General features: G+C 39.2%; 18 protein-coding genes. 13 read left to right on the forward strand and 5 right to left on the reverse strand.

The window, feature by feature from the left end:
- Positions 1-6 precede the first annotated feature (6 nt).
- From IGJ34_RS01650 to IGJ34_RS01660, 3 genes are all read left to right on the forward strand, one after another.
- Positions 7-825 carry a purine-nucleoside phosphorylase gene (locus tag IGJ34_RS01650; protein ID WP_430597979.1) on the forward strand — a complete coding sequence of 273 codons (819 nt, stop codon included), beginning with the start codon at positions 7-9 and terminating at the stop codon, positions 823-825.
- 26 nt (positions 826-851) lie between these two features.
- Positions 852-1,559, forward strand: coding sequence for a purine-nucleoside phosphorylase (gene deoD, locus IGJ34_RS01655; protein ID WP_069654071.1), 708 nt, complete (start codon positions 852-854; stop codon positions 1,557-1,559).
- A gap of 328 nt (positions 1,560-1,887) precedes the next feature.
- Positions 1,888-3,078 (forward strand): iron-containing alcohol dehydrogenase, encoded by a 1,191-nt coding sequence (locus IGJ34_RS01660; protein WP_206848409.1) that lies wholly within the window; start codon positions 1,888-1,890, stop codon positions 3,076-3,078.
- A gap of 413 nt (positions 3,079-3,491) precedes the next feature.
- Here the strand turns inward: IGJ34_RS01660 and gpmA are convergent, their stop codons facing one another.
- The 3 genes from gpmA to rpiA all read right to left on the reverse strand — a co-directional run bounded on the left by gpmA (position 3,492) and on the right by rpiA (position 5,794).
- Positions 3,492-4,178, reverse strand: a complete 687-nt coding sequence (gpmA, locus tag IGJ34_RS01665) for a 2,3-diphosphoglycerate-dependent phosphoglycerate mutase (protein ID WP_025869861.1) — start codon at positions 4,176-4,178, stop codon at positions 3,492-3,494.
- Positions 4,179-4,401: 223 nt separating this feature from the next.
- Positions 4,402-4,986 (reverse strand): recombinase family protein, encoded by a 585-nt coding sequence (locus IGJ34_RS01670; RefSeq protein WP_069654069.1) that lies wholly within the window; start codon positions 4,984-4,986, stop codon positions 4,402-4,404.
- Positions 4,987-5,116: 130 nt separating this feature from the next.
- Positions 5,117-5,794, reverse strand: coding sequence for a ribose-5-phosphate isomerase RpiA (gene rpiA, locus IGJ34_RS01675; RefSeq protein WP_206835424.1), 678 nt, complete (start codon positions 5,792-5,794; stop codon positions 5,117-5,119).
- Between the two features lie 352 nt (positions 5,795-6,146).
- On the opposite strand from rpiA, the gene rpsL reads away from it, so the two are divergent.
- The 4 genes from rpsL (at position 6,147) to tuf (ending at position 10,588) form a co-directional block, all read left to right on the forward strand.
- The gene (gene rpsL, locus IGJ34_RS01680; protein ID WP_010761696.1) at positions 6,147-6,566 is read left to right on the forward strand and encodes a 30S ribosomal protein S12; all 420 of its coding nucleotides are present in this window, start codon (positions 6,147-6,149) and stop codon (positions 6,564-6,566) included.
- 56 nt (positions 6,567-6,622) lie between these two features.
- Positions 6,623-7,093, forward strand: a complete 471-nt coding sequence (gene rpsG, locus IGJ34_RS01685; RefSeq protein WP_010761695.1) for a 30S ribosomal protein S7 — start codon at positions 6,623-6,625, stop codon at positions 7,091-7,093.
- A gap of 80 nt (positions 7,094-7,173) precedes the next feature.
- The gene (fusA, locus tag IGJ34_RS01690; protein WP_069654067.1) at positions 7,174-9,261 is read left to right on the forward strand and encodes an elongation factor G; all 2,088 of its coding nucleotides are present in this window, start codon (positions 7,174-7,176) and stop codon (positions 9,259-9,261) included.
- A gap of 139 nt (positions 9,262-9,400) precedes the next feature.
- The gene (tuf, locus tag IGJ34_RS01695; protein WP_010761693.1) at positions 9,401-10,588 is read left to right on the forward strand and encodes an elongation factor Tu; all 1,188 of its coding nucleotides are present in this window, start codon (positions 9,401-9,403) and stop codon (positions 10,586-10,588) included.
- Positions 10,589-10,695: 107 nt separating this feature from the next.
- Here tuf and IGJ34_RS01700 read toward each other — a convergent pair whose 3' ends face one another.
- Positions 10,696-11,088 (reverse strand): tautomerase family protein, encoded by a 393-nt coding sequence (locus IGJ34_RS01700; RefSeq protein WP_430597980.1) that lies wholly within the window; start codon positions 11,086-11,088, stop codon positions 10,696-10,698.
- 23 nt (positions 11,089-11,111) lie between these two features.
- On the reverse strand, positions 11,112-11,867 hold the full coding sequence (locus tag IGJ34_RS01705) for a DeoR/GlpR family DNA-binding transcription regulator (protein WP_069654065.1): 756 nt from the start codon (positions 11,865-11,867) through the stop codon (positions 11,112-11,114).
- A gap of 280 nt (positions 11,868-12,147) precedes the next feature.
- Here IGJ34_RS01705 and iolA point away from each other — a divergent pair, with 280 nt between their 5' ends.
- The 6 genes from iolA (at position 12,148) to iolG (ending at position 19,661) form a co-directional block, all read left to right on the forward strand.
- Complete coding sequence (gene iolA, locus IGJ34_RS01710) at positions 12,148-13,608, forward strand: methylmalonate-semialdehyde dehydrogenase (protein ID WP_069654064.1); 1,461 nt, start codon at positions 12,148-12,150, stop codon at positions 13,606-13,608.
- A 19-nt stretch (positions 13,609-13,627) separates the two neighbouring features.
- On the forward strand, positions 13,628-14,446 hold the full coding sequence (gene iolB, locus IGJ34_RS01715) for a 5-deoxy-glucuronate isomerase (protein WP_206848415.1): 819 nt from the start codon (positions 13,628-13,630) through the stop codon (positions 14,444-14,446).
- A 14-nt stretch (positions 14,447-14,460) separates the two neighbouring features.
- Positions 14,461-15,420, forward strand: coding sequence for a 5-dehydro-2-deoxygluconokinase (gene iolC / locus IGJ34_RS01720; RefSeq protein ID WP_069654062.1), 960 nt, complete (start codon positions 14,461-14,463; stop codon positions 15,418-15,420).
- 21 nt (positions 15,421-15,441) lie between these two features.
- Complete coding sequence (gene iolD / locus IGJ34_RS01725; RefSeq protein ID WP_206835453.1) at positions 15,442-17,355, forward strand: 3D-(3,5/4)-trihydroxycyclohexane-1,2-dione acylhydrolase (decyclizing); 1,914 nt, start codon at positions 15,442-15,444, stop codon at positions 17,353-17,355.
- 216 nt (positions 17,356-17,571) lie between these two features.
- The gene (locus IGJ34_RS01730; RefSeq protein ID WP_111248414.1) at positions 17,572-18,576 is read left to right on the forward strand and encodes a Gfo/Idh/MocA family protein; all 1,005 of its coding nucleotides are present in this window, start codon (positions 17,572-17,574) and stop codon (positions 18,574-18,576) included.
- Between the two features lie 56 nt (positions 18,577-18,632).
- Positions 18,633-19,661: an inositol 2-dehydrogenase gene (gene iolG / locus IGJ34_RS01735; protein ID WP_430597981.1), complete on the forward strand. Its 1,029-nt coding sequence runs from the start codon at positions 18,633-18,635 to the stop codon at positions 19,659-19,661.
- Positions 19,662-19,694: the final 33 nt, after the last annotated feature.

Below are 19,694 nucleotides of genomic sequence, written 5' to 3' on the forward strand. Positions count from 1 at the left end.
GACATGATGACAAAACTAGGTGAAATGTTAAAAGAGACAACAGCGTTTTTAAAAGAAAAAGGTGTTGGCGAAGTTGATTTTGGTTTGATTCTGGGTTCTGGTTTAGGAGAGTTAGCAGATGAAGTGGAAGATGCCATTGCGATTCCTTTTTCAGAAGTTCCTCATTTTGCGGTTTCAACAGTTGTTGGACATGCTGGTAAATTAGTTTACGGTACACTATCCGGGAAAAAAGTTTTAGCAATGCAAGGTCGTTTCCATTATTATGAAGGCCATTCAATGCAAAAAGTGACCTATCCCGTTCGATTAATGGCTGCGATAGGTGCTCATTCAATGGTCGTAACAAATGCTGCAGGTGGCGTGAATGAAACCTTCACACCAGGTAATTTGATGTTGATCACAGATCATATTAACTTTACTGGCGATAATCCATTGATTGGGGAAAATGATGAAGCGATGGGACCTCGTTTCCCAGATATGAGTCATGCGTATACACCTGCTTACTTTGAAATTGCTAAAAAAGTGGCAAAAGAGCAAAATGTACCACTGCAAGAAGGGGTCTACATGGGGTATTCTGGACCAACGTATGAAACACCAGCTGAAATTCGTATGTCTCGTGTGATGGGAGCTGATGCTGTGGGGATGTCAACAGTCTCTGAGGTAATCGTTGCAGCACACAGCGGGTTGAAGGTCTTGGGTATTTCATGTATCACGAACTTAGCCGCTGGCATGCAAAGTAGTCTGAATCATGCAGAAGTTGTCGAAACAACAGAACGTGTTAAAGCACAGTTTAAAGAATTGATCAAAGCAACGTTAGCTGAATTATAAAAGAGTCATTATAAAGGAGAAAAAATATGAGTGTCCATATTGAAGCAAAACAAGGCGAAATCGCTGATAAAATTTTACTACCAGGAGATCCACTACGTGCGAAATATATCGCTGAAACGTTTTTAGACAATCCTGTTTGTTACAACCAAGTAAGAGGGATGTTAGGGTATACAGGAACATATAAAGGTGAACGTGTTTCAGTTCAAGGAACAGGAATGGGGATGCCTTCTGCAACCATTTATGCCCATGAATTGATCAACTCTTACGATGTTAAAAAATTAATTCGCGTAGGTACTTGCGGTTCGATTTCTGAAAAAGTGAACGTTAGAGATTTAGTGATCGCACAAGCCGCTGCTACACCCTCATCGATGATCCGTAATGACTTTCCGAAATATGATTTTCCGCAAATTGCTGATTTTGATTTGCTATTGAAATCATACACTGTCGCGAAAGAAAAAAGATTTGTCACGCACGTAGGAAACGTTTTGTCTGATGATGTCTTTTATAAAGATAGTATGGATGGTGTGTTTGAATTAGGGAAATTAGGTGTTTTAGCGATTGAAATGGAAGCTGCCGCATTATATTATTTAGCAGCTAAATTTGATGTGCAAGCGTTGGCGATTATGACCGTGAGTGATAGTTTAGTAACAGGTGAAGAAACAACTGCTGAAGAACGTCAAACAACATTCAATGATATGATCGAAGTAGGATTAGAAACTGCGATCAATAGTTAATAGTCAGGAGGTTGGAAGAGAAGTATTTAACTCTGAGAAATAAGAGAGCGTTGCTTCTGCTTCCACCGTTTATCTGGATTCCTTAGGGGTGGGGTGTGACTCGTAGAGTCATGTCCCACCCCCTTATTGTAAATCAAAGCGATTGCTTGCAGAGCGGATGATGCACAATACTTGGCGAGCGAAGGGAGAGAAGTTCCACAGGCGAAATCCCAGCGATAGTATGTAAAATAGTCGAAACACGATTTCTAGTAAGAGCAAAATAAGAGACGTTTTCGCCATCTTGCTCTATCATATAAGATGAACTTTAGATTGGATGGAGGAAGAAAAAATGGATAATTTTAGATTTTATGTACCAACAGATATTCGTTTTGGAAAAGACCGCTTAAACACAGAGTTAACGGATGTTTTAGATGTGTATGGTAAAAACGTGTTGCTTGTATATGGTGGCGGGAGTATTAAGAAAAATGGTTTGTACGAGCAAGTGATAGAATTACTTGGAAAAAATCATAATAAAGTTGTCGAATTAAGCGGTGTAGAACCGAATCCTCGTATTGAAACGGTCCGTCGTGGCGTAGCGCTATGTCGCGAAAATGATGTGAATGTGATTTTGGCAGTAGGTGGAGGCTCAACAATCGATTGTGCTAAAGTGGTTGCAGCAGGCGTTTATAGCGATGAAGATCCATGGGATATTATCGTAGCGCGAAAAGGATATCAAGGCGAGGCGTTGCCAATCGTTACCATCTTAACGTTAGCAGCAACAGGTAGTGAAATGAATGCTGGTGCAGTTATTTCGAATCTAACTACAAATCAAAAATTAGGTATTGGTGGACCATCAATGATTCCAAAAGTTTCTTTCCTTGATCCGAAAAATACTTTTACAGTACCCACTTATCAAACAGCTGCAGGTTCTGCAGACATACTAAGTCATCTTTTTGAAAGTTATTTCAATGTTACAGAAGGGACAGATATACAAGATTTTGTTTCAGAAGGAATAATGCGTGCCGTCATCAAAAATTGTCCAGTTGCACTTGCCACACCTGATAATTATGATGCTCGTGCTAACTTAATGTGGTCAAGTAGTTTAGCGTTGAACGGTTTAACCAGAAATGGGAAACATGGTGTTTGGTCATGTCATGCGATGGAACATGAGTTAAGTGCGTTTTATGATATTACGCACGGAATTGGCTTGGCTATTTTAACGCCGCGTTGGATGAATTATGTTCTTAATGAAAAAACAGTCACGAGATTTGCTCAGTTTGCGCACAACGTTTGGGGAATCAACGAGAAAGACCCAATGCTTGCAGCGAAAAAAGGAATTCAAGCAACATATGATTTCTTCAAGACATGCGATATTCCTATGACATTACCAGAAGTTGGGATTGATGAGGAAAAATTTGAAGAAATGGCGAAACAAGCGGTAGCACATAGTACAATCAAAACAGAGGCTTTTGTTCCGTTAGCGGAATCAGATGTTGAAGCGATTTATCGTGAATGTTTAACAGAATCTAGTTTTGCTTAACGAACAATCTCTACTTGAGAAGGGATACTTCTATGAGGTAATGGTTTGCTGAAACGTATTCAAAAAACTGGGTGCTTTGGGAAGCTTAGTTTAAAGATATCGAACAACCCGATTTGCTTGAAATGATTAGTCCTATTATTCGAACGGATTTGAAAGCATCTATTGACGTTCTTGCTACAAGCTGGATATTTTACTGTGAAGCGTTGCAAAAGATGCATTGCAAGAAAAAGTAAGATCCTCGATCACGGTACACTTGTTAGAGGAGCAATGCTATGTTCAATACAACATGTCCGATTTTGAAGTTGTCACATAACGAGAAGCTAATAAAAATGGGCTACAACACTTATACTGAAATGTAGAGTAATAACTAAAAAAGCCCTCAGAAACGTTTGCGTTTCTGAGGGCTTAAAGTGTTATAAGTAGTATTTTTTCGCTACTGTTAAATCATCGTTTAATTCATAAACAAGTGGTTGACCTGTTGGGATTTCAAGATCCATGATATCTTCATCTGAGATACCTTCGATATGTTTTGCTAAAGCGCGTAAAGAGTTACCGTGAGCTGCCACTAAGACTGTTTTATTGTCTAATAAAGCAGGAGCAATCTCATCTTGCCAGAATGGTAACGCACGTTCTAACGTAACTTTTAAGTTTTCTCCACCTGGGATATCACGTTGGTCCAACATTGCATAACGACGATCATTCGCTGCAGAACCCTCATCAGTTGCTTCCATCAATGGAGGTAAAGTATCGTAAGAACGACGCCAGATGTGTACTTGGTCATCTCCATATTTTTCAGCAGTTTCTTTTTTGTTTAGACCTTGCAATTTACCATAATGACGTTCATTTAAGCGCCAAGATTTGATTTGAGGAACCCATAATTGATCTGAGTTTTCTAAAAGCAAGTTACATGTTTTGATAGCACGAGTTAAGACAGAAGTATACGCTACATCAAATTCAATTCCAGCTTCTTTGATTTTGCGGCCGCCTTCGATTGCTTCTTCAACACCTTGTGGTGCTAAATCTACGTCAGCCCAACCTGTAAATTGATTCAACGCATTCCATTCACTAAGTCCATGACGAGAAAATACTAATTTTGGCATGTATAGCTCTCCTTTGAGTTGTAGTTTCTGAAACTTTCATTTCCTGTTCTATTGTACACCGTTTTAAAATAGATTTCCATTGTAAATTAGTAAAAAATACTGGAGGCGCTAGTTCTTATAGTAGTCTAAAGGAATAGACATCTATAATAGCGAAAACAAATAAGAAGAGTGTTGCATTCAGGCAACACTCTTCTTAACACGCACTTCCATTAATAACTTGCTATTATTGAGAAATTTTAGCAACATCCGCTTCTGGTAAATTGATGTATTTGTAGCAAGTTCCAACGGAAACATTGCATTTTGAAGAAATAAATTGGATCGTTTCTTTCTTTTCATGATATAAGTGACGGATTTTTTTTACGGTCCGTGTATCAATTTTAGGACGTCCTCCGATTTTGCCTTTTTTTCGAGCATTCTTCAATCCAATCAAAGTACGTTCTGTGATTAAATCGCACTCCATCCTTGCCAACCCATTCATCAACTTGAAGTAAATATCCCCCATTGGAAGGCGCGTGTCGATTTCTTCATCTAGGCTAACTAGATGAATGCCAGATCCTTTGAAGGTCTGTGTCAGTTCAGTCAACTGGCGGGTTGAACGGCCTAAGCGATTCAAGCGGCAGATAACTAAGGTATCGCCTGCTTCTAAATTGTTGAGGATTGTATCAAGTTCAGAAATGAGACGTTTGTCATTTGTAACATCGAAAGATTCATGATAAACGTCGTCGCAACCGAAGTCAGATAAGATTTTGATTTGAGCATCTAAATCGTTGTCTGTGATTGTTGTACGTGCATAACCAATTATTTTCATCGTTCGTCCTTTCTAGTAAAAAGTAAAATAGGATACTAAAAATGTAGCATATAAACGAATGGAATGATAGGTGTTTTTTTATCTTTCTTTAATGCTATTCTTTGTTTTCAAATCTATTTCAAATGTTTTGCTATTCTGATACATGAATCGTTTTTGGCCCTGCTTGTCCACCTACGATAACAGTTGAAACAACATTAAGAAATAATCCGTGTTCAACAACACCAACCAACTGATCTAAATAGGTGCCTAATGCAATCGGATCAGTGATTTCTTCTAAATGGAGATCAATGATAGAATGGCCACCGTCAGTGACCAATAGTTCTTCATTAGGAGTGGTACGCAAAACAGGCGCAAACCCTTTTTCTTCAAATAAACGAACGAGTTGTTGGCTACCGTATGGAACGACTTCAACAGGCAACGGGAATTTACCAAGTTTTTTTACAAGTTTTGAATCATCGACGATCCAAATGCATTTTTTTGAATAGGTTGCAACGATTTTCTCGAACAATAAAGCAGCACCGCCACCTTTGATACCTTGGAAATCTTCACTGATTTCATCTGCTCCATCAATCGTTAAGTCGACATAAGGAACCTCATCGATCCCTTTCAAAGGAATACCTAATGCTAGTGCTTGACGCTCCGTTTCTTTTGATGTAGTGACACCAACGATAGATAAGCCTTCTTCTTTCACGCGGCGCCCAATTTCATCCACCATAAATTTTGCAGTAGATCCAGTTCCCAGGCCTACGATCATACCATCTTCTACATATCTTGCTGCTTCGATTCCTGCCATTTGTTTAAGATTCATCCACTTGTTTACCCCTTTCAAATAATCAAACACATTGTACCGTTAAACGAAAAAAAAAGATAGAATGAATTAGAAAGATTCCTATTTTCTACTATATAAATGCTCCTAGAAAAAAAGATACTAAATAATCTCTCGTTTTATACAAAAAAACTTCGTAAGTGGTTGACATACGTATATTATCATGCTATCCTAGCAAAGGTGCTTTATCTACAGGTCTCTCGTTGAGACGTGCTGACTGTCTATCGAAGCATATTTGATAATAAGTGCAGAGATTGCATTATTTTTTATCGCTAAAAAAGAACCACCTGGATGTGTGGAACTAGATGCGAAAAGAGGAAGGAGGAAACAAGGAATGCCTACAATTAATCAATTAGTACGTAAACCTCGTAAATCAAAGGTGGAGAAATCTAATTCACCAGCGTTGAACAAAGGATATAATAGCTTTAAGAAATCTCAAACGAACGTAAACTCACCACAAAAGCGTGGGGTTTGTACTCGTGTGGGAACAATGACACCTAAAAAACCTAACTCGGCTTTACGTAAATATGCCCGTGTTCGTTTGTCTAACTTAATCGAAGTAACAGCTTATATCCCAGGTATTGGTCACAACTTACAAGAACATAGCGTGGTACTATTACGCGGTGGACGTGTAAAAGATTTACCAGGGGTACGTTATCATATCGTACGTGGTGCGCTTGATACAGCCGGCGTTACAGATCGTAAACAAAGCCGCTCTAAATATGGTACTAAAATGCCTAAAGCTGCTAAATAATTTGACAATCACTAAGGTCTTATATAATAAAGAATTTTCGGAAGGAGGAGTTACGGATGCCACGTAAAGGTCCTGTTACAAAACGCGATGTTTTACCAGATCCAATTTATAACTCAAAATTAGTAACTCGCTTGATCAACCGTGTAATGGTTGATGGTAAACGCGGGATTGCTGCTAATATCATCTATAATTCATTTGATATCATCAAAGAATCTACAGGGAACGATCCATTGGAAGTTTTCGAACAAGCAATGAAAAACGTTATGCCTGTATTAGAAGTAAAAGCTCGCCGTGTTGGGGGTTCTAACTATCAAGTACCAGTTGAAGTTCGTCCAGAACGTCGTACAACTTTAGGTTTACGTTGGGTTGTTAACTATGCTCGCCTACGCGGTGAACATACAATGGAACAACGTCTAGCGAAAGAAATCATGGATGCTGCCAATAACACTGGTGCTTCTGTTAAAAAACGTGAAGACACACACAAAATGGCGGACGCTAACCGTGCGTTTGCACACTATCGTTGGTAAGATCCTCTCTGTATGTAATTTAACTTTACTGCAGACAGTCACTTTACAATCGATTTAAATAAAGAGAGGAGAAACCTAGAATGCCAAGAGAATTTTCGTTAGAAAACACTCGTAATATCGGTATTATGGCGCACGTTGATGCGGGTAAAACTACAACAACAGAGCGTATTTTATACTATACTGGTAAAATCCACAAAATTGGTGAAACGCACGAAGGTGCATCACAAATGGACTGGATGGAACAAGAACAAGAACGTGGTATCACGATCACGTCTGCTGCAACAACTGCAGAGTGGAAAGGGTACCGTGTAAACATTATCGATACACCAGGACACGTGGATTTCACTATTGAAGTTCAACGTTCACTACGTGTATTGGATGGTGCTGTAACCGTTCTTGACTCACAATCAGGTGTGGAACCTCAAACTGAAACAGTTTGGCGTCAAGCAACTGAATATAAAGTTCCACGTGTTGTTTTCTGTAATAAAATGGATAAAATCGGTGCGGATTTCTTATACTCTGTAAACTCATTACATGATCGTTTACAAGCTAACGCTCATCCAATCCAATTACCAATTGGTTCAGAAGATAACTTCACAGGGATCATCGATTTAATTACGATGAAAGCTGAAATCTATACAAATGACTTAGGTACAGACATTCAAGAAACTGAAATTCCAGAAGAATATATGGATCAAGCAGTTGAATGGCGTGAAAAATTAGTTGAAGCAGTTGCTGAAACTGATGAAGACCTAATGATGAAATATCTTGATGGTGAAGAAATTACAATCGAAGAATTAAAAGCGGGCATCCGCCAAGCAACGATCAACGTTGAGTTCTTCCCAGTAATGGCTGGTTCTGCCTTTAAAAATAAAGGTGTTCAATTAATGCTTGATGCAGTTCTTGATTACTTGCCATCACCACTAGATATTGAAGCGATCAAAGGGATCGACGTTAAAACAGACGAAGAAACAACTCGTCCTGCTGATGACGAAGCACCTTTCTCATCGCTAGCATTTAAAGTGATGACTGACCCATTCGTAGGTCGTCTAACATTCTTCCGTGTTTATTCTGGTGTCCTTGAAAGTGGTTCATACGTATTGAACGCTTCTAAAGACAAAAAAGAACGTATCGGTCGTATTTTACAAATGCACGCGAACACTCGTAAAGAAATTGACAAAGTGTTCTCAGGAGATATTGCAGCAGCTGTTGGATTGAAAGATACAACAACTGGTGATACTTTATGTGCGGTAGATTCACCAGTTATTCTTGAATCAATTGAGTTCCCAGAACCAGTTATCCAAGTAGCTGTTGAACCTAAATCAAAAGCTGACCAAGATAAAATGGGTGTAGCGCTGCAAAAACTTGCAGAAGAAGATCCATCATTCCGCGTTGAAACGAACGTTGAAACTGGTGAAACAGTTATCTCTGGTATGGGTGAATTGCACTTAGACGTATTAGTAGACCGTATGAAACGTGAGTTCAAGGTTGAAGCTAACGTTGGTGCTCCACAAGTATCATACCGTGAAACTTTCCGTGCTCCTGTAACTCAGGCAGAAGGTAAGTTTGTACGTCAGTCTGGTGGTAAAGGTCAATACGGACATGTCTGGGTTGAATTTACACCAAACGAAGAAGGTAAAGGCTTCGAATTTGAAAATGCTATCGTCGGTGGTGTGGTTCCTCGTGAATACATCCCTGCGGTTGAAAAAGGCTTGGCAGAATCAATGAACAACGGTGTTCTTGCTGGATATCCATTAGTGGATATCAAAGCAAAACTTTACGACGGTTCATACCATGATGTCGATTCAAATGAAACAGCCTTCCGTGTAGCTGCTTCTATGGCGCTACGTGCGGCTGCTAAAAAAGCAATGCCTGTAATTTTAGAACCAATGATGAAAGTAACGATCACTGTACCAGAAGATTACTTAGGTGATATCATGGGACACGTTACAAGTCGTCGTGGACGTGTTGAAGGTATGGAAGCACACGGTAATTCACAAATCGTTAACGCGATGGTGCCTCTAGCTGAAATGTTCGGTTATGCTACAACATTACGTTCAGCAACACAAGGTCGCGGTACGTTTATGATGGTCTTTGACCACTATGAAGATGTACCAAAATCTGTACAAGAAGAAATCATCAAGAAAAATGGCGGAAACAACGCATAATAGTTAAGAAATAAGTCGTTACTTATTTATGACTAGGATTTTCGAACGATTTCGGTTAAACTTATAAAAGATGATCAGGTAGTTGTCACTATCTATCAAATAAAATAAAAATTCATATATTTTAGGAGGAACATTTAAAATGGCTAAAGAAAAATTTGACCGTTCTAAACCCCATGTAAACATTGGTACTATTGGACACGTTGACCATGGTAAAACTACATTAACTGCTGCAATCGCAACTGTGTTAGCTAAACACGGTGGCGGTGAAGCTCAAAACTATGCTGATATCGATAACGCTCCAGAAGAAAAAGAACGTGGTATCACAATCAACACTTCTCACATCGAGTATGAAACTGATGCTCGTCACTACGCACACGTGGATTGCCCAGGACACGCGGATTACGTTAAAAACATGATTACTGGTGCTGCACAAATGGATGGAGCTATCTTAGTAGTTTCTGCTGCTGATGGTCCTATGCCTCAAACTCGTGAGCACATCTTGTTATCACGTAACGTTGGTGTACCATATATCGTTGTTTTCTTAAACAAAATGGATATGGTAGATGACGAAGAATTATTAGAATTAGTAGAAATGGAAGTTCGTGATTTATTATCTGAATATGACTTCCCAGGTGACGACACTCCTGTTATCGCTGGTTCTGCTTTGAAAGCTTTGGAAGGCGATGCTTCATACGAAGAAAAAATCATGGAATTAATGGCTGCAGTTGATGAGTATATCCCAACTCCAACTCGTGATACTGACAAACCATTCATGATGCCAGTCGAAGACGTATTCTCAATCACTGGACGTGGTACAGTTGCTACTGGCCGTGTTGAACGTGGAGAAGTTCGCGTTGGTGACGAAATCGAAATCGTTGGTATTAAAGAAGATACTGCTAAAACAACAGTTACTGGTGTTGAAATGTTCCGTAAATTGTTAGACTACGCTGAAGCTGGCGATAACATCGGTGCTTTATTACGTGGTGTTGCACGTGAAGATATCGAACGTGGACAAGTATTGGCAAAACCTGCTTCAATCACTCCACACACAAAATTTAAAGCTGAAGTTTATGTTTTATCAAAAGAAGAAGGCGGACGTCACACTCCATTCTTCACTAACTACCGTCCTCAGTTCTACTTCCGTACAACTGACGTAACTGGTGTAGTTGAATTACCAGAAGGCGTTGAAATGGTAATGCCTGGTGATAACGTTGCAATGGACGTTGAATTGATCCACCCAATCGCTATCGAAGACGGAACTCGTTTCTCTATTCGTGAAGGCGGACGTACTGTTGGTTCAGGCGTTGTTTCTGAAATCACTAAATAATTTAAATTTAACGATTTAATATAAAGGAATAAAACCGACGTAAAACATCGGGGTGCTCGGACGTAAGCCGAAGGGATTTCCCTTCGGCTTTTTTGTGTTTTTTTATCTTAAAGCTTTCCAGTCAGAAACTGAGCTTCTCCAAAGCCAAAGCTCCAATCTGCATCATCATTGATGACGAAAGAAACAAGTAAGTTTTTAGGGGCAATCCCACATAACTCATCTAATTGCTGTGCCAGTGATCGATAAAATTTTTCTTTTTGAGCTGTAGTTCGTTGCCGACTAATAATGGTTAATGAAATCATCTTAGCGGGATCTCTATTAAATCCCAACCCGGTATCTTCTAACACCATTTCAAAAGGTTTGTGCTGCGTAACGATTTGATACCTATCGCCTGTTGGAACATCAAAAGACGCTAAGACTACTGAATGAGCAATATCAAGTATCGTTTGGATTTCTTCTTTACTGCGCCCTTCGACCAAATCAAATTTTAGTAATGGCAAGTTAAGCCCTCCTTTTTTTCTAGCTAGTTGCTATATAAAAGTTCTATCGTATGTGAGTTACAAAACTCTACATATTCTTCAGGTATATCTCTTGATGTAACGATGCCCTTGATATTCTCTAAAGGTGAATAGGTCAGCAAAGTAGAGTGGTCAAATTTCGAGCTATCGGCGAGTAGATAAACATCTTTGGTTCTTTCGACAATCATTTTTTTTATCCGATATTCCATCAAATCTGAATTTGTTAAACCACTAGTGATCGAAACCCCAGTTGCTGCCATGAATGCTTTGTTTATATTGTATCTAGTCACGATGGTTTCATCCTCGATTCCGACAAAAGAACGTGTATCTCTTTTATAACTATTACCGATAAGGATCAGTTGGACATTTTTCATTGCGGCCGCAAGGTTAATAATATCGAGATTATTTGTTAATAAAGTAAACGATAACTCTGGATCGATATGTTTCAAAATTTGACTAGTTGTTGTGCCTGAATCAACATAAATTAAATCTTCTTCTTTGATTAACGAGGCGGCTCGTGCACCGATCTGCTCCTTCTCTGTCTGATTATAGATAGTTCGATTTTCAAAAGAAACCAAGTTGTTTTCTACGTAAACGACGCCACCATAAACTTTTTTTATAGTTCCTCTTTTTTCCAATTCATTGATATCTCGGCGAATCGTATTTTTAGAGACGTTGAAAACATGACACAGTTCATCAAGAGAAATACTGCCTTGTTGTTGTATGTAATTTTCAATTTGCTGTATACGTTGTAATTTCATATTCCGTAGCCTTTCCACTTCGTGTGATTAGATTCACTATAACATATGGTCTTAATGTAATCAACATATAACCAATTTTGTGTAATTTCGCCATTTTTTATCCACATTATTTTGTTTTAGACTCGTAAGTTAGCAAGAAGTGACCAAAAAATAGAACTTTTCACCTAAAATGGGTTGACTATTAGAAAAACGAATTGTACAATGTAATCAAAAGTTAACCAAAAATATCAAGATGTAACCAACGTGTTGATTTTTAATAGAAACTAAGGAGGATGTTATTATGGCAGCGATACGAAAGTTAAAAAATTATATTGGTGGCAAATGGGTGTCTAGCCGTACAGAAACATATGAAACGGTTTATAATCCAGCTACGAAAGAAGTGTTGTGTGAAGTACCACTTTCTACAAAAGAAGATTTAGAAGAGGCTGTCACAATTGCTAGTGAAGCTTTTGAAACATGGAAAGAGCTAGCTGTGCCAAGACGTGCCAGAATTCTTTTTAATTATCAACAACTCTTGATTAAACATAAAGCGGAATTGGCTCGTTTAATTACGCTCGAAAATGGGAAAAATCTTAACGAAGCTCTAGGTGAAGTGCAAAGGGGTATTGAAAATGTAGAATTTGCTGCTGGAACGCCAACATTAATGATGGGGGATTCATTATCTTCGATTGCAACAGATGTAGAAGTTGCTAACTATCGTTACCCAATTGGAGTAGTCGCGGGCATTTCGCCTTTTAACTTTCCGATGATGGTTCCTTGTTGGATGTTTCCGATGGCGATTTCTTGTGGAAATAGTTTCGTTTTAAAACCGTCGGAAAGAACGCCTTTGCTAACTGAACGATTGGCTGAATTATTTACAGAGGCAGGGTTACCAGCTGGCGTATTTAATATTGTATATGGCGCACATGATGTTGTGAATGGGATTTTAGAACATCCAGAAGTGAAAGCGATTTCCTTTGTTGGCTCAAAACCAGTCGGCGAGTATGTTTATACAGAAGGTAGTAAAAATTTGAAACGAGTGCAAGCATTGACCGGTGCCAAAAACCATTCAATTGTTTTAAAAGACGCAGACTTAGATGATGCTGTGACCAATATTGTATCTGCTGCTTTTGGTTCTGCAGGTGAGCGTTGTATGGCATGTGCAGTGGTAACCGTTGAAGAAGAAATAGCAGATGCCTTTATCGCTAAGTTAAAAGAAAAAGCAACAGGTGTAAAAGTCGGAAATGGCTTGGATGATGGCGTCTTTTTGGGGCCGGTTATTCGTGAAGAAAATCAAAAAAGAACACTAGCGTATATTGAAAAAGGAATTGAAGAAGGAGCACGCTTGATTGCGGATGGTAGGGAGAATATTCCACAGAATGGTTATTTTGTCGGTCCAACTATTTTTGATGGTGTGACAACGGATATGACGATTTGGCGGGATGAAATTTTTGCTCCAGTATTGTCGATCATCAGAGTAGAAAACTTACAAGAAGCCGTTGCGACAGCGAATCAGTCTGAATTCGCAAACGGAGCTTGTCTGTTCACTAATAATGCCTCAGCGATTCGTTACTTTAGAGAAAATATTGATGCAGGTATGCTAGGAATCAATTTAGGTGTACCAGCGCCGATGGCATTCTTCCCGTTTTCAGGTTGGAAGTCCTCGTTTTACGGGACGCTTCATGCAAATGGCAAAGATAGTGTAGAATTTTACACGCGTAAAAAAGTAGTCACAGCAAGGTATCCTAAGACAAATATTTAATGGGAAAGAAGGTGTAAGGATGGTTCATTTAAAGTATAAACCTATCCCACAAGAGTTAGCAAAAGGCACCACGTTACTTCAGCGTATCAATAAAAATAATGCAGCTTTACAGTACATTGAATTGAAAGTCATAAAAATGACGAGTGGAAGTAAATTTCAAGAATCATTAGGAAAGCAAGAAGTGTGTATCGTTGCCCTAACAGGAAAAATCACAGTAACAGATGGAGAACAAACCTTTAAGACAATCGGCACGCGAAAAAACGTCTTTGAAAAAATTCCAACGGATAGTGTCTATATCTCGATAGAGCAAACGTTCGATATTACAGCGATAACTGAAGCCACGGTGATTCTATGTTACTCACCATCTGATAAGAAAAAAACAACTACTCTGATTAAAGCATCAGATAATACCATTGAACGTAGAGGGAAATATCAGAATAAACGTTTGGTGCATAATATTTTACCAGATACAAGTCCAATTGCTGATCGTTTGTTAGTTGTGGAAGTGTTTACTGATGGGGGGAACTGGTCTAGTTATCCACCTCATAAGCACGATCAAGACAATTTGCCTCTAGAATCGAAATTAGAAGAAACGTATTATCATGAAATGAATCCCAGACAAGGGTTTGTTTTTCAACGAGTGTATACAGATGATCGCTTACTGGATGAAACGATGGCTATAGAAAATGGTGATGTCGTCGTTGTTCCAGAGGGGTATCACCCAGTAAGTGTACCAGATGGTTACGATTCTTATTACTTGAATGTAATGGCAGGCCCAACTAGAAAGTGGCAGTTTCATAATGATCCTGACCACGAATGGATTTTAAACAGAGAATAGAAGGAGTGACAAGGATGACAAAAACATTTGATATGATTGCCCTTGGTCGAGCGTGTATTGACTTGAATGCAGTGGAGTATGATCGACCGATGGAAGAAACGATGACCTTTAAAAAATATGTAGGTGGTTCACCAGCAAATATCGCAATTGGCAGTGCCAAGTTAGGTGTGAAAGTTGGTTTTATTGGGAAAATTTCAGATGACCAGCATGGGCGTTTTATCAAAGAATACATGAGCGAAGCTGGAATCGATACGAGCCAACTGTTCACTGATCAAAAAGGACACAAAGCAGGATTGGCATTTACGGAGATCAAAAGCCCAGAAGAATGCAGCATTTTGATGTATCGAGATCAAGTGGCGGACTTGTACCTAGCGCCGGAAGAAATCGATGAAGAATACATCAAACAAACAGATCTCTTGTTGGTATCTGGAACGGCACTTGCGCAAAGTCCTTCCAGAGAGGCGGTATTAAAAGCGATTGCTTATGCTAGAAAAAATCAGGTGAAAGTTGCGTTTGAACTAGATTATCGTCCGTACACATGGCAATCACCAGAAGACGTTTCCGTTTATTATTCAATTGTTGCTGAAAATGCTGATATTGTGATCGGTACAAGAGATGAATATGATGAAATGGAAGGTAAAAAAGGTGGAACAAATCAAGCGACTACAGACTATCTATTTCAGCATCGTCCTGAATTGATTGTGATCAAACACGGCGTAAAAGGTTCTTATGCCTATACCAAAAAGGGAGAAACCTATCAAGCGGGTTCGTATAAGACCCAAGTCTTGAAAACGTTCGGTGCAGGTGATTCTTATGCAGCAGCCTTTTTATATGCATTAAATACAGGGAAAGACATCGAAACCGCATTGAAATATGGAAGTGCATCGGCGGCTATTGTTGTTAGTAAACATAGTTCATCCGAAGCAATGCCAACAGCCAAAGAAATCGAACAATTAATTGCAGATCAATCTTGATTAAAGTAAGGCGGGAAAGTAATGGCTAAAAAAATTCGATTAACCACAGCGCAAGCACTGATTAAATTTTTGAATCAACAATATATTCAAGTTGATGGTGAAGAATGCCCTTTTGTTGAAGGTATTTTTAATGTCTTTGGCCATGGGAATGTCTTAGGAATCGGTCAAGCACTTGAAGAAAATCCAGGGCATTTGAAGGTAATTCAAGGGAAAAATGAACAAGGGATGACACATGCAGCAGTAGCCTATAGTCGGCAGAAATTAAGACAGAAAATTTTTGCTGTTACAGCTTCAGCTGGTCCAGGATCTGCCAACATGCTCACAGCGGCGGCAACTGCGTTTGCCAACAACATTCCAGTGCTGATCTTACCGGCAGATACGTTTGCTACACGTCAGCCTGATCCAGTTTTACAACAATTAGAACACGAAACCAGTGCGGCAATCACAACGAATGATGCCTTTAAAGCGGTCTCTAAATATTGGGATCGTGTTCAACGACCAGAACAATTGATGAGTAGTCTGCTACGAGCGTTTGAAGTCATGACGAATCCAGCGAGCTGTGGTCCGGCAACGATTTGTATTGCTCAAGATACTGAAGCAGAAGCGTATGATTACGATGAAGAATTTTTTAAAAAGAGAGTGCATTACGTTGATCGGCAAGTTCCTACAGAGCGTGAACTAAATGGTGCCGTAGAAAGAATCACGACAAGTAAGAAGCCAGTCATTATCGTTGGAGGTGGAGCAAAGTATTCCCAGGCACGGGAAGCATTGATTCATTTGTCTACACAATGTGGGATTCCGTTAGTTGAAACACCTGCAGGTAAATCAACTGTAGAAGCAGACTTTAAAAATAACTTAGGGGGTACGGGTGTTTTAGGAACTTTGGCTGCTAATAAGGCAATTCGACAAGCTGATTTGGTTATTGGAATCGGTACAAGGTATACGGATTTCACCACGTCTTCTAAAACCGCTTTTAATTATGACCAAACGAAATTTTTGAATATCAATGTCAATCGCATGCAGGCCTATAAGTTTGATGCGTTCCAGCTTATCGGCGATGCAAAAGAGACAGTAGAGAATCTGATCCCGATGTTGGCAGACTATCAAACGTCATTTGGTGGAGATATCAAGGATCTAAAAGAAGAATGGGCTGTTGAAAGAAAGCGTCTAGGTGATATTTCTTTTTCGAGGGAGAACTTTTCTCCAGAGATCAAAGACCAATTCACACAAGAAATTCTCAATGAATATTCGGATGCGCTACAGACAGAACTAACTCAGACGAGTGCATTTCTTGCGGTTAATAACAATGTGGCTAAAGACAGTGTTGTCATTGCGTCAGCTGGATCTTTACCTGGTGATATGCAGCGTTTATGGAATCCGCTCGTGCCGAATACGTATCATCTTGAATATGGTTATTCTTGTATGGGTTATGAAATCAGTGGTGCTTTAGGTGTGAAATTAGCCAGTCCAACACAAGAAGTCTATGCCATGGTAGGTGACGGGAGTTTCTTGATGCTTCACTCAGAACTAATCACGGCATTGCAATATGGGCAAAAAATCAATATTCTGCTATTCGATAATTCTGGATTTGGCTGTATCAATAATTTACAAATGGGTAACGGTAGCAGTAGCTATAAGTGTGAATTTAGAGATCATCGTGAACAAATCATGAATATAGATTATGCGAAAGTTGCGGAAGGCTATGGCGCCAAAAGTTATCGTGCTAATACGAAAGAAGAACTGATTGCAGCGCTAGAAGATGCTAAAAAACAAGAAAAATCTACTCTGATTGAAATGAAGGTTTTACCAAAAACAATGTCAGATGGGTATGACAGTTGGTGGCACGTTGGGGTTGCAGAAGTTTCAAAAAGTCTGGCAGTTCAAGAGGCGTATGAGCGTAGTCAAAAAATGTTGGAAAAAGCCAAAGAGTATTAGCATGACATTAGGTTGGATCGGGAGCGTTTCACTTCACGAAATAAGAAGGAGTTGTTTCTGATCTTACCGTTTATTCAAATTATAGGTCTATAGGATATGGTTCAATCAGTTATAGCCCAGATGCAAATAAGCAAATTATTTTGAAAGCGTATACGATTTGAGATGACGAAGGAAGTTGTCCAGCAGGTTTGTAAAAAAGAAAATGGAGGCAAAACAATGGATTTAAAAGTTGGCGTCATTGGGACAGGTGCAATTGGCATCGAACATATCAAACGAATCAATGAAAAAGTGCAAGGCGCGTACGTGACTGCGGTATCAGATATAAATGTAGAACAAGCTCAGCGTTTAGCAAATCAGATTGATGCTGTCTTTTTTGAAACAGGAGAAGAATTGATTGCTTCACCTGATGTGGCTATTGTTGTGGTAACTTCTTGGGATCCAACCCATGAAAAATATGTTTTAGAAGCAATTAAACATGGAAAATATGTTTTCTGTGAAAAACCTTTAGCGACAGATAGCGCAGGTTGTAAACGAATCGTTGATGCTGAAGTAAAAGCAGGAAAGAAATTAGTTCAAGTCGGCTTTATGAGACGATACGATCGAGGTTATATTGAATTGAAAGAAGCCATCGAAACCAAAAAATTCGGTGAACCCTTGATGCTTCATTGCGCCCATAGAAACCCAACGGCAGATGAAAACTATTTAACGCCAATGGCGATCATTAACACAGGAATCCATGAACTCGATGCTTTGCGTTGGTTGCTTCAAGAAGATTATGTTTCAGCTCAAATGATTTTGCCTAAACAAACGAGTTTCACACATGAAAAACTGCATGATCCACAGATGTTGATTTTAGAAACAGTTTCTGGTGTCCATATCGATTTAGAGATTTTCGTTAATTGTCAGTTTGGTTATGATATCAAATGTGATGTTGTCTGTGAAACGGGAGAAATTGGATTAGAAGATCCAGCATACACACATGTGAAGGCAAAAGGAAAAAATTATACCAAGATCGCGCCAGATTGGCAAACTCGTTTTGTTGAAGCGTATGACTATGAATTTGAATTATGGATTCGTTCGATTCAAACGGGCAATCTAAATGGACCGACTGCTTGGGATGGTTATGCGGCGGCCGTTACGATGGACGCTTGTGGTAAGGCTAGAGATACAGGTGAGCGAACATTGATTCAGTTACCTGAATGTCCAGCATTATATAAATGAAGCAACGTTAGTAAATAAATCAACATCTAACTTTTAATTATAGGAGGAAGTAAAGAGTGGAAAAAATCAAGGTTGGAATTGTCGGCTTAGGCCGTCTAGGGAAAGTTCACGCAAAAAATTTAGCTGAAAATGTTCAAGGGTGTCAATTAATTGCTGCTTGTAGTTTTGTACAAGAAGAATTAGATTATGCAATCAGGGAATTAGGGGTAGAAGAAACCTATCAAGACTATGAAGAAATGGTCAAAAGTCCAACGATTGATGCGGTGTTTATTGTGTCCCCTTCTGGCTTTCACTGCGAGCAGATTCAATTGGCGATGGAACATGGAAAACACGTTTTTAGTGAAAAACCGATTGGCTTGGATTTAGCTGAAATCAAAGCGACAGAGCGAGTAATTAAAAGTCGTCCGGAACAAGTATTTATGTTGGGGTTCATGCGCCGTTATGACGATTCTTATCGTTATGCCAAACAATTAGTAGAGGATGGGGAATTAGGAGAGCTGACTTTGATGCGCTGTTATAGTATCGATCCTAGTTCAGGTATGGAAAGCTTTGTGAAATTTGCGGGTGCCAGCGATAGTGGTGGGATTTTTATGGATATGTCAATTCACGATATCGATTTAGTCCGTTGGTTTACAGAAAAAGAAGTAAGTAAAGTATGGGCGCTAGGGAAAAATGCTGCATATCCTGAATTGGATAAAGTAGGAGAATTGGAAACAGGAGCGGCCATGATGCAATTGGAAAACCAAGCGATGGCGATCTTAGTTGCAGGTCGTAATTGTCATCATGGATACCATGTAGAAACTGAGCTGATTGGAACGAAAGGGATGCTTAGAGTGGCAGCGGCGCCAGAAAAAAATCTTGTTACGATCATGGATGAAAAAGGCGTTGTACGAGCTTGTTCACAAGATTTTCCTGAACGCTTTCGTGAAGCTTTTGTTAATGAAGCGAAAGAGTTTATTGCATGTATCAAAGAAAAACGCCAACCACAAGTTTCAGCTTATGATGGGCTACAGTCAACTAAAATCGCACTAGCGTGTAAACAATCATTTGAAACAAATGAATTGATCACAATTGAAAATCTATAGATAGCAGTCTTTTGAAAGGGGAGAAAAAATAAA

The sequence above is a fragment of the Enterococcus sp. AZ177 genome (assembly GCF_050544585.1).
Classification (GTDB): domain Bacteria; phylum Bacillota; class Bacilli; order Lactobacillales; family Enterococcaceae; genus Enterococcus_L; species Enterococcus_L plantarum.

Coding starts and splice junctions, on each gene's coding strand:
- deoD (WP_069654071.1), top strand. CDS start 852: ATGAGTGTCCATATTGAAGCAAAACAAGGCGAAATCGCTGATAAAATT.
- iolD (WP_206835453.1), top strand. CDS start 15,442: ATGGCTAAAAAAATTCGATTAACCACAGCGCAAGCACTGATTAAATTT.
- IGJ34_RS01670 (WP_069654069.1), bottom strand. CDS start 4,986: ATGAAAATAATTGGTTATGCACGTACAACAATCACAGACAACGATTTA.
- IGJ34_RS01705 (WP_069654065.1), bottom strand. CDS start 11,867: ATGAAATTACAACGTATACAGCAAATTGAAAATTACATACAACAACAA.
- tuf (WP_010761693.1), top strand. CDS start 9,401: ATGGCTAAAGAAAAATTTGACCGTTCTAAACCCCATGTAAACATTGGT.
- iolC (WP_069654062.1), top strand. CDS start 14,461: ATGACAAAAACATTTGATATGATTGCCCTTGGTCGAGCGTGTATTGAC.
- IGJ34_RS01660 (WP_206848409.1), top strand. CDS start 1,888: ATGGATAATTTTAGATTTTATGTACCAACAGATATTCGTTTTGGAAAA.
- rpsG (WP_010761695.1), top strand. CDS start 6,623: ATGCCACGTAAAGGTCCTGTTACAAAACGCGATGTTTTACCAGATCCA.
- IGJ34_RS01730 (WP_111248414.1), top strand. CDS start 17,572: ATGGATTTAAAAGTTGGCGTCATTGGGACAGGTGCAATTGGCATCGAA.
- rpsL (WP_010761696.1), top strand. CDS start 6,147: ATGCCTACAATTAATCAATTAGTACGTAAACCTCGTAAATCAAAGGTG.
- iolB (WP_206848415.1), top strand. CDS start 13,628: ATGGTTCATTTAAAGTATAAACCTATCCCACAAGAGTTAGCAAAAGGC.
- fusA (WP_069654067.1), top strand. CDS start 7,174: ATGCCAAGAGAATTTTCGTTAGAAAACACTCGTAATATCGGTATTATG.
- rpiA (WP_206835424.1), bottom strand. CDS start 5,794: ATGAATCTTAAACAAATGGCAGGAATCGAAGCAGCAAGATATGTAGAA.
- iolA (WP_069654064.1), top strand. CDS start 12,148: ATGGCAGCGATACGAAAGTTAAAAAATTATATTGGTGGCAAATGGGTG.
- gpmA (WP_025869861.1), bottom strand. CDS start 4,178: ATGCCAAAATTAGTATTTTCTCGTCATGGACTTAGTGAATGGAATGCG.
- IGJ34_RS01650 (WP_430597979.1), top strand. CDS start 7: ATGACAAAACTAGGTGAAATGTTAAAAGAGACAACAGCGTTTTTAAAA.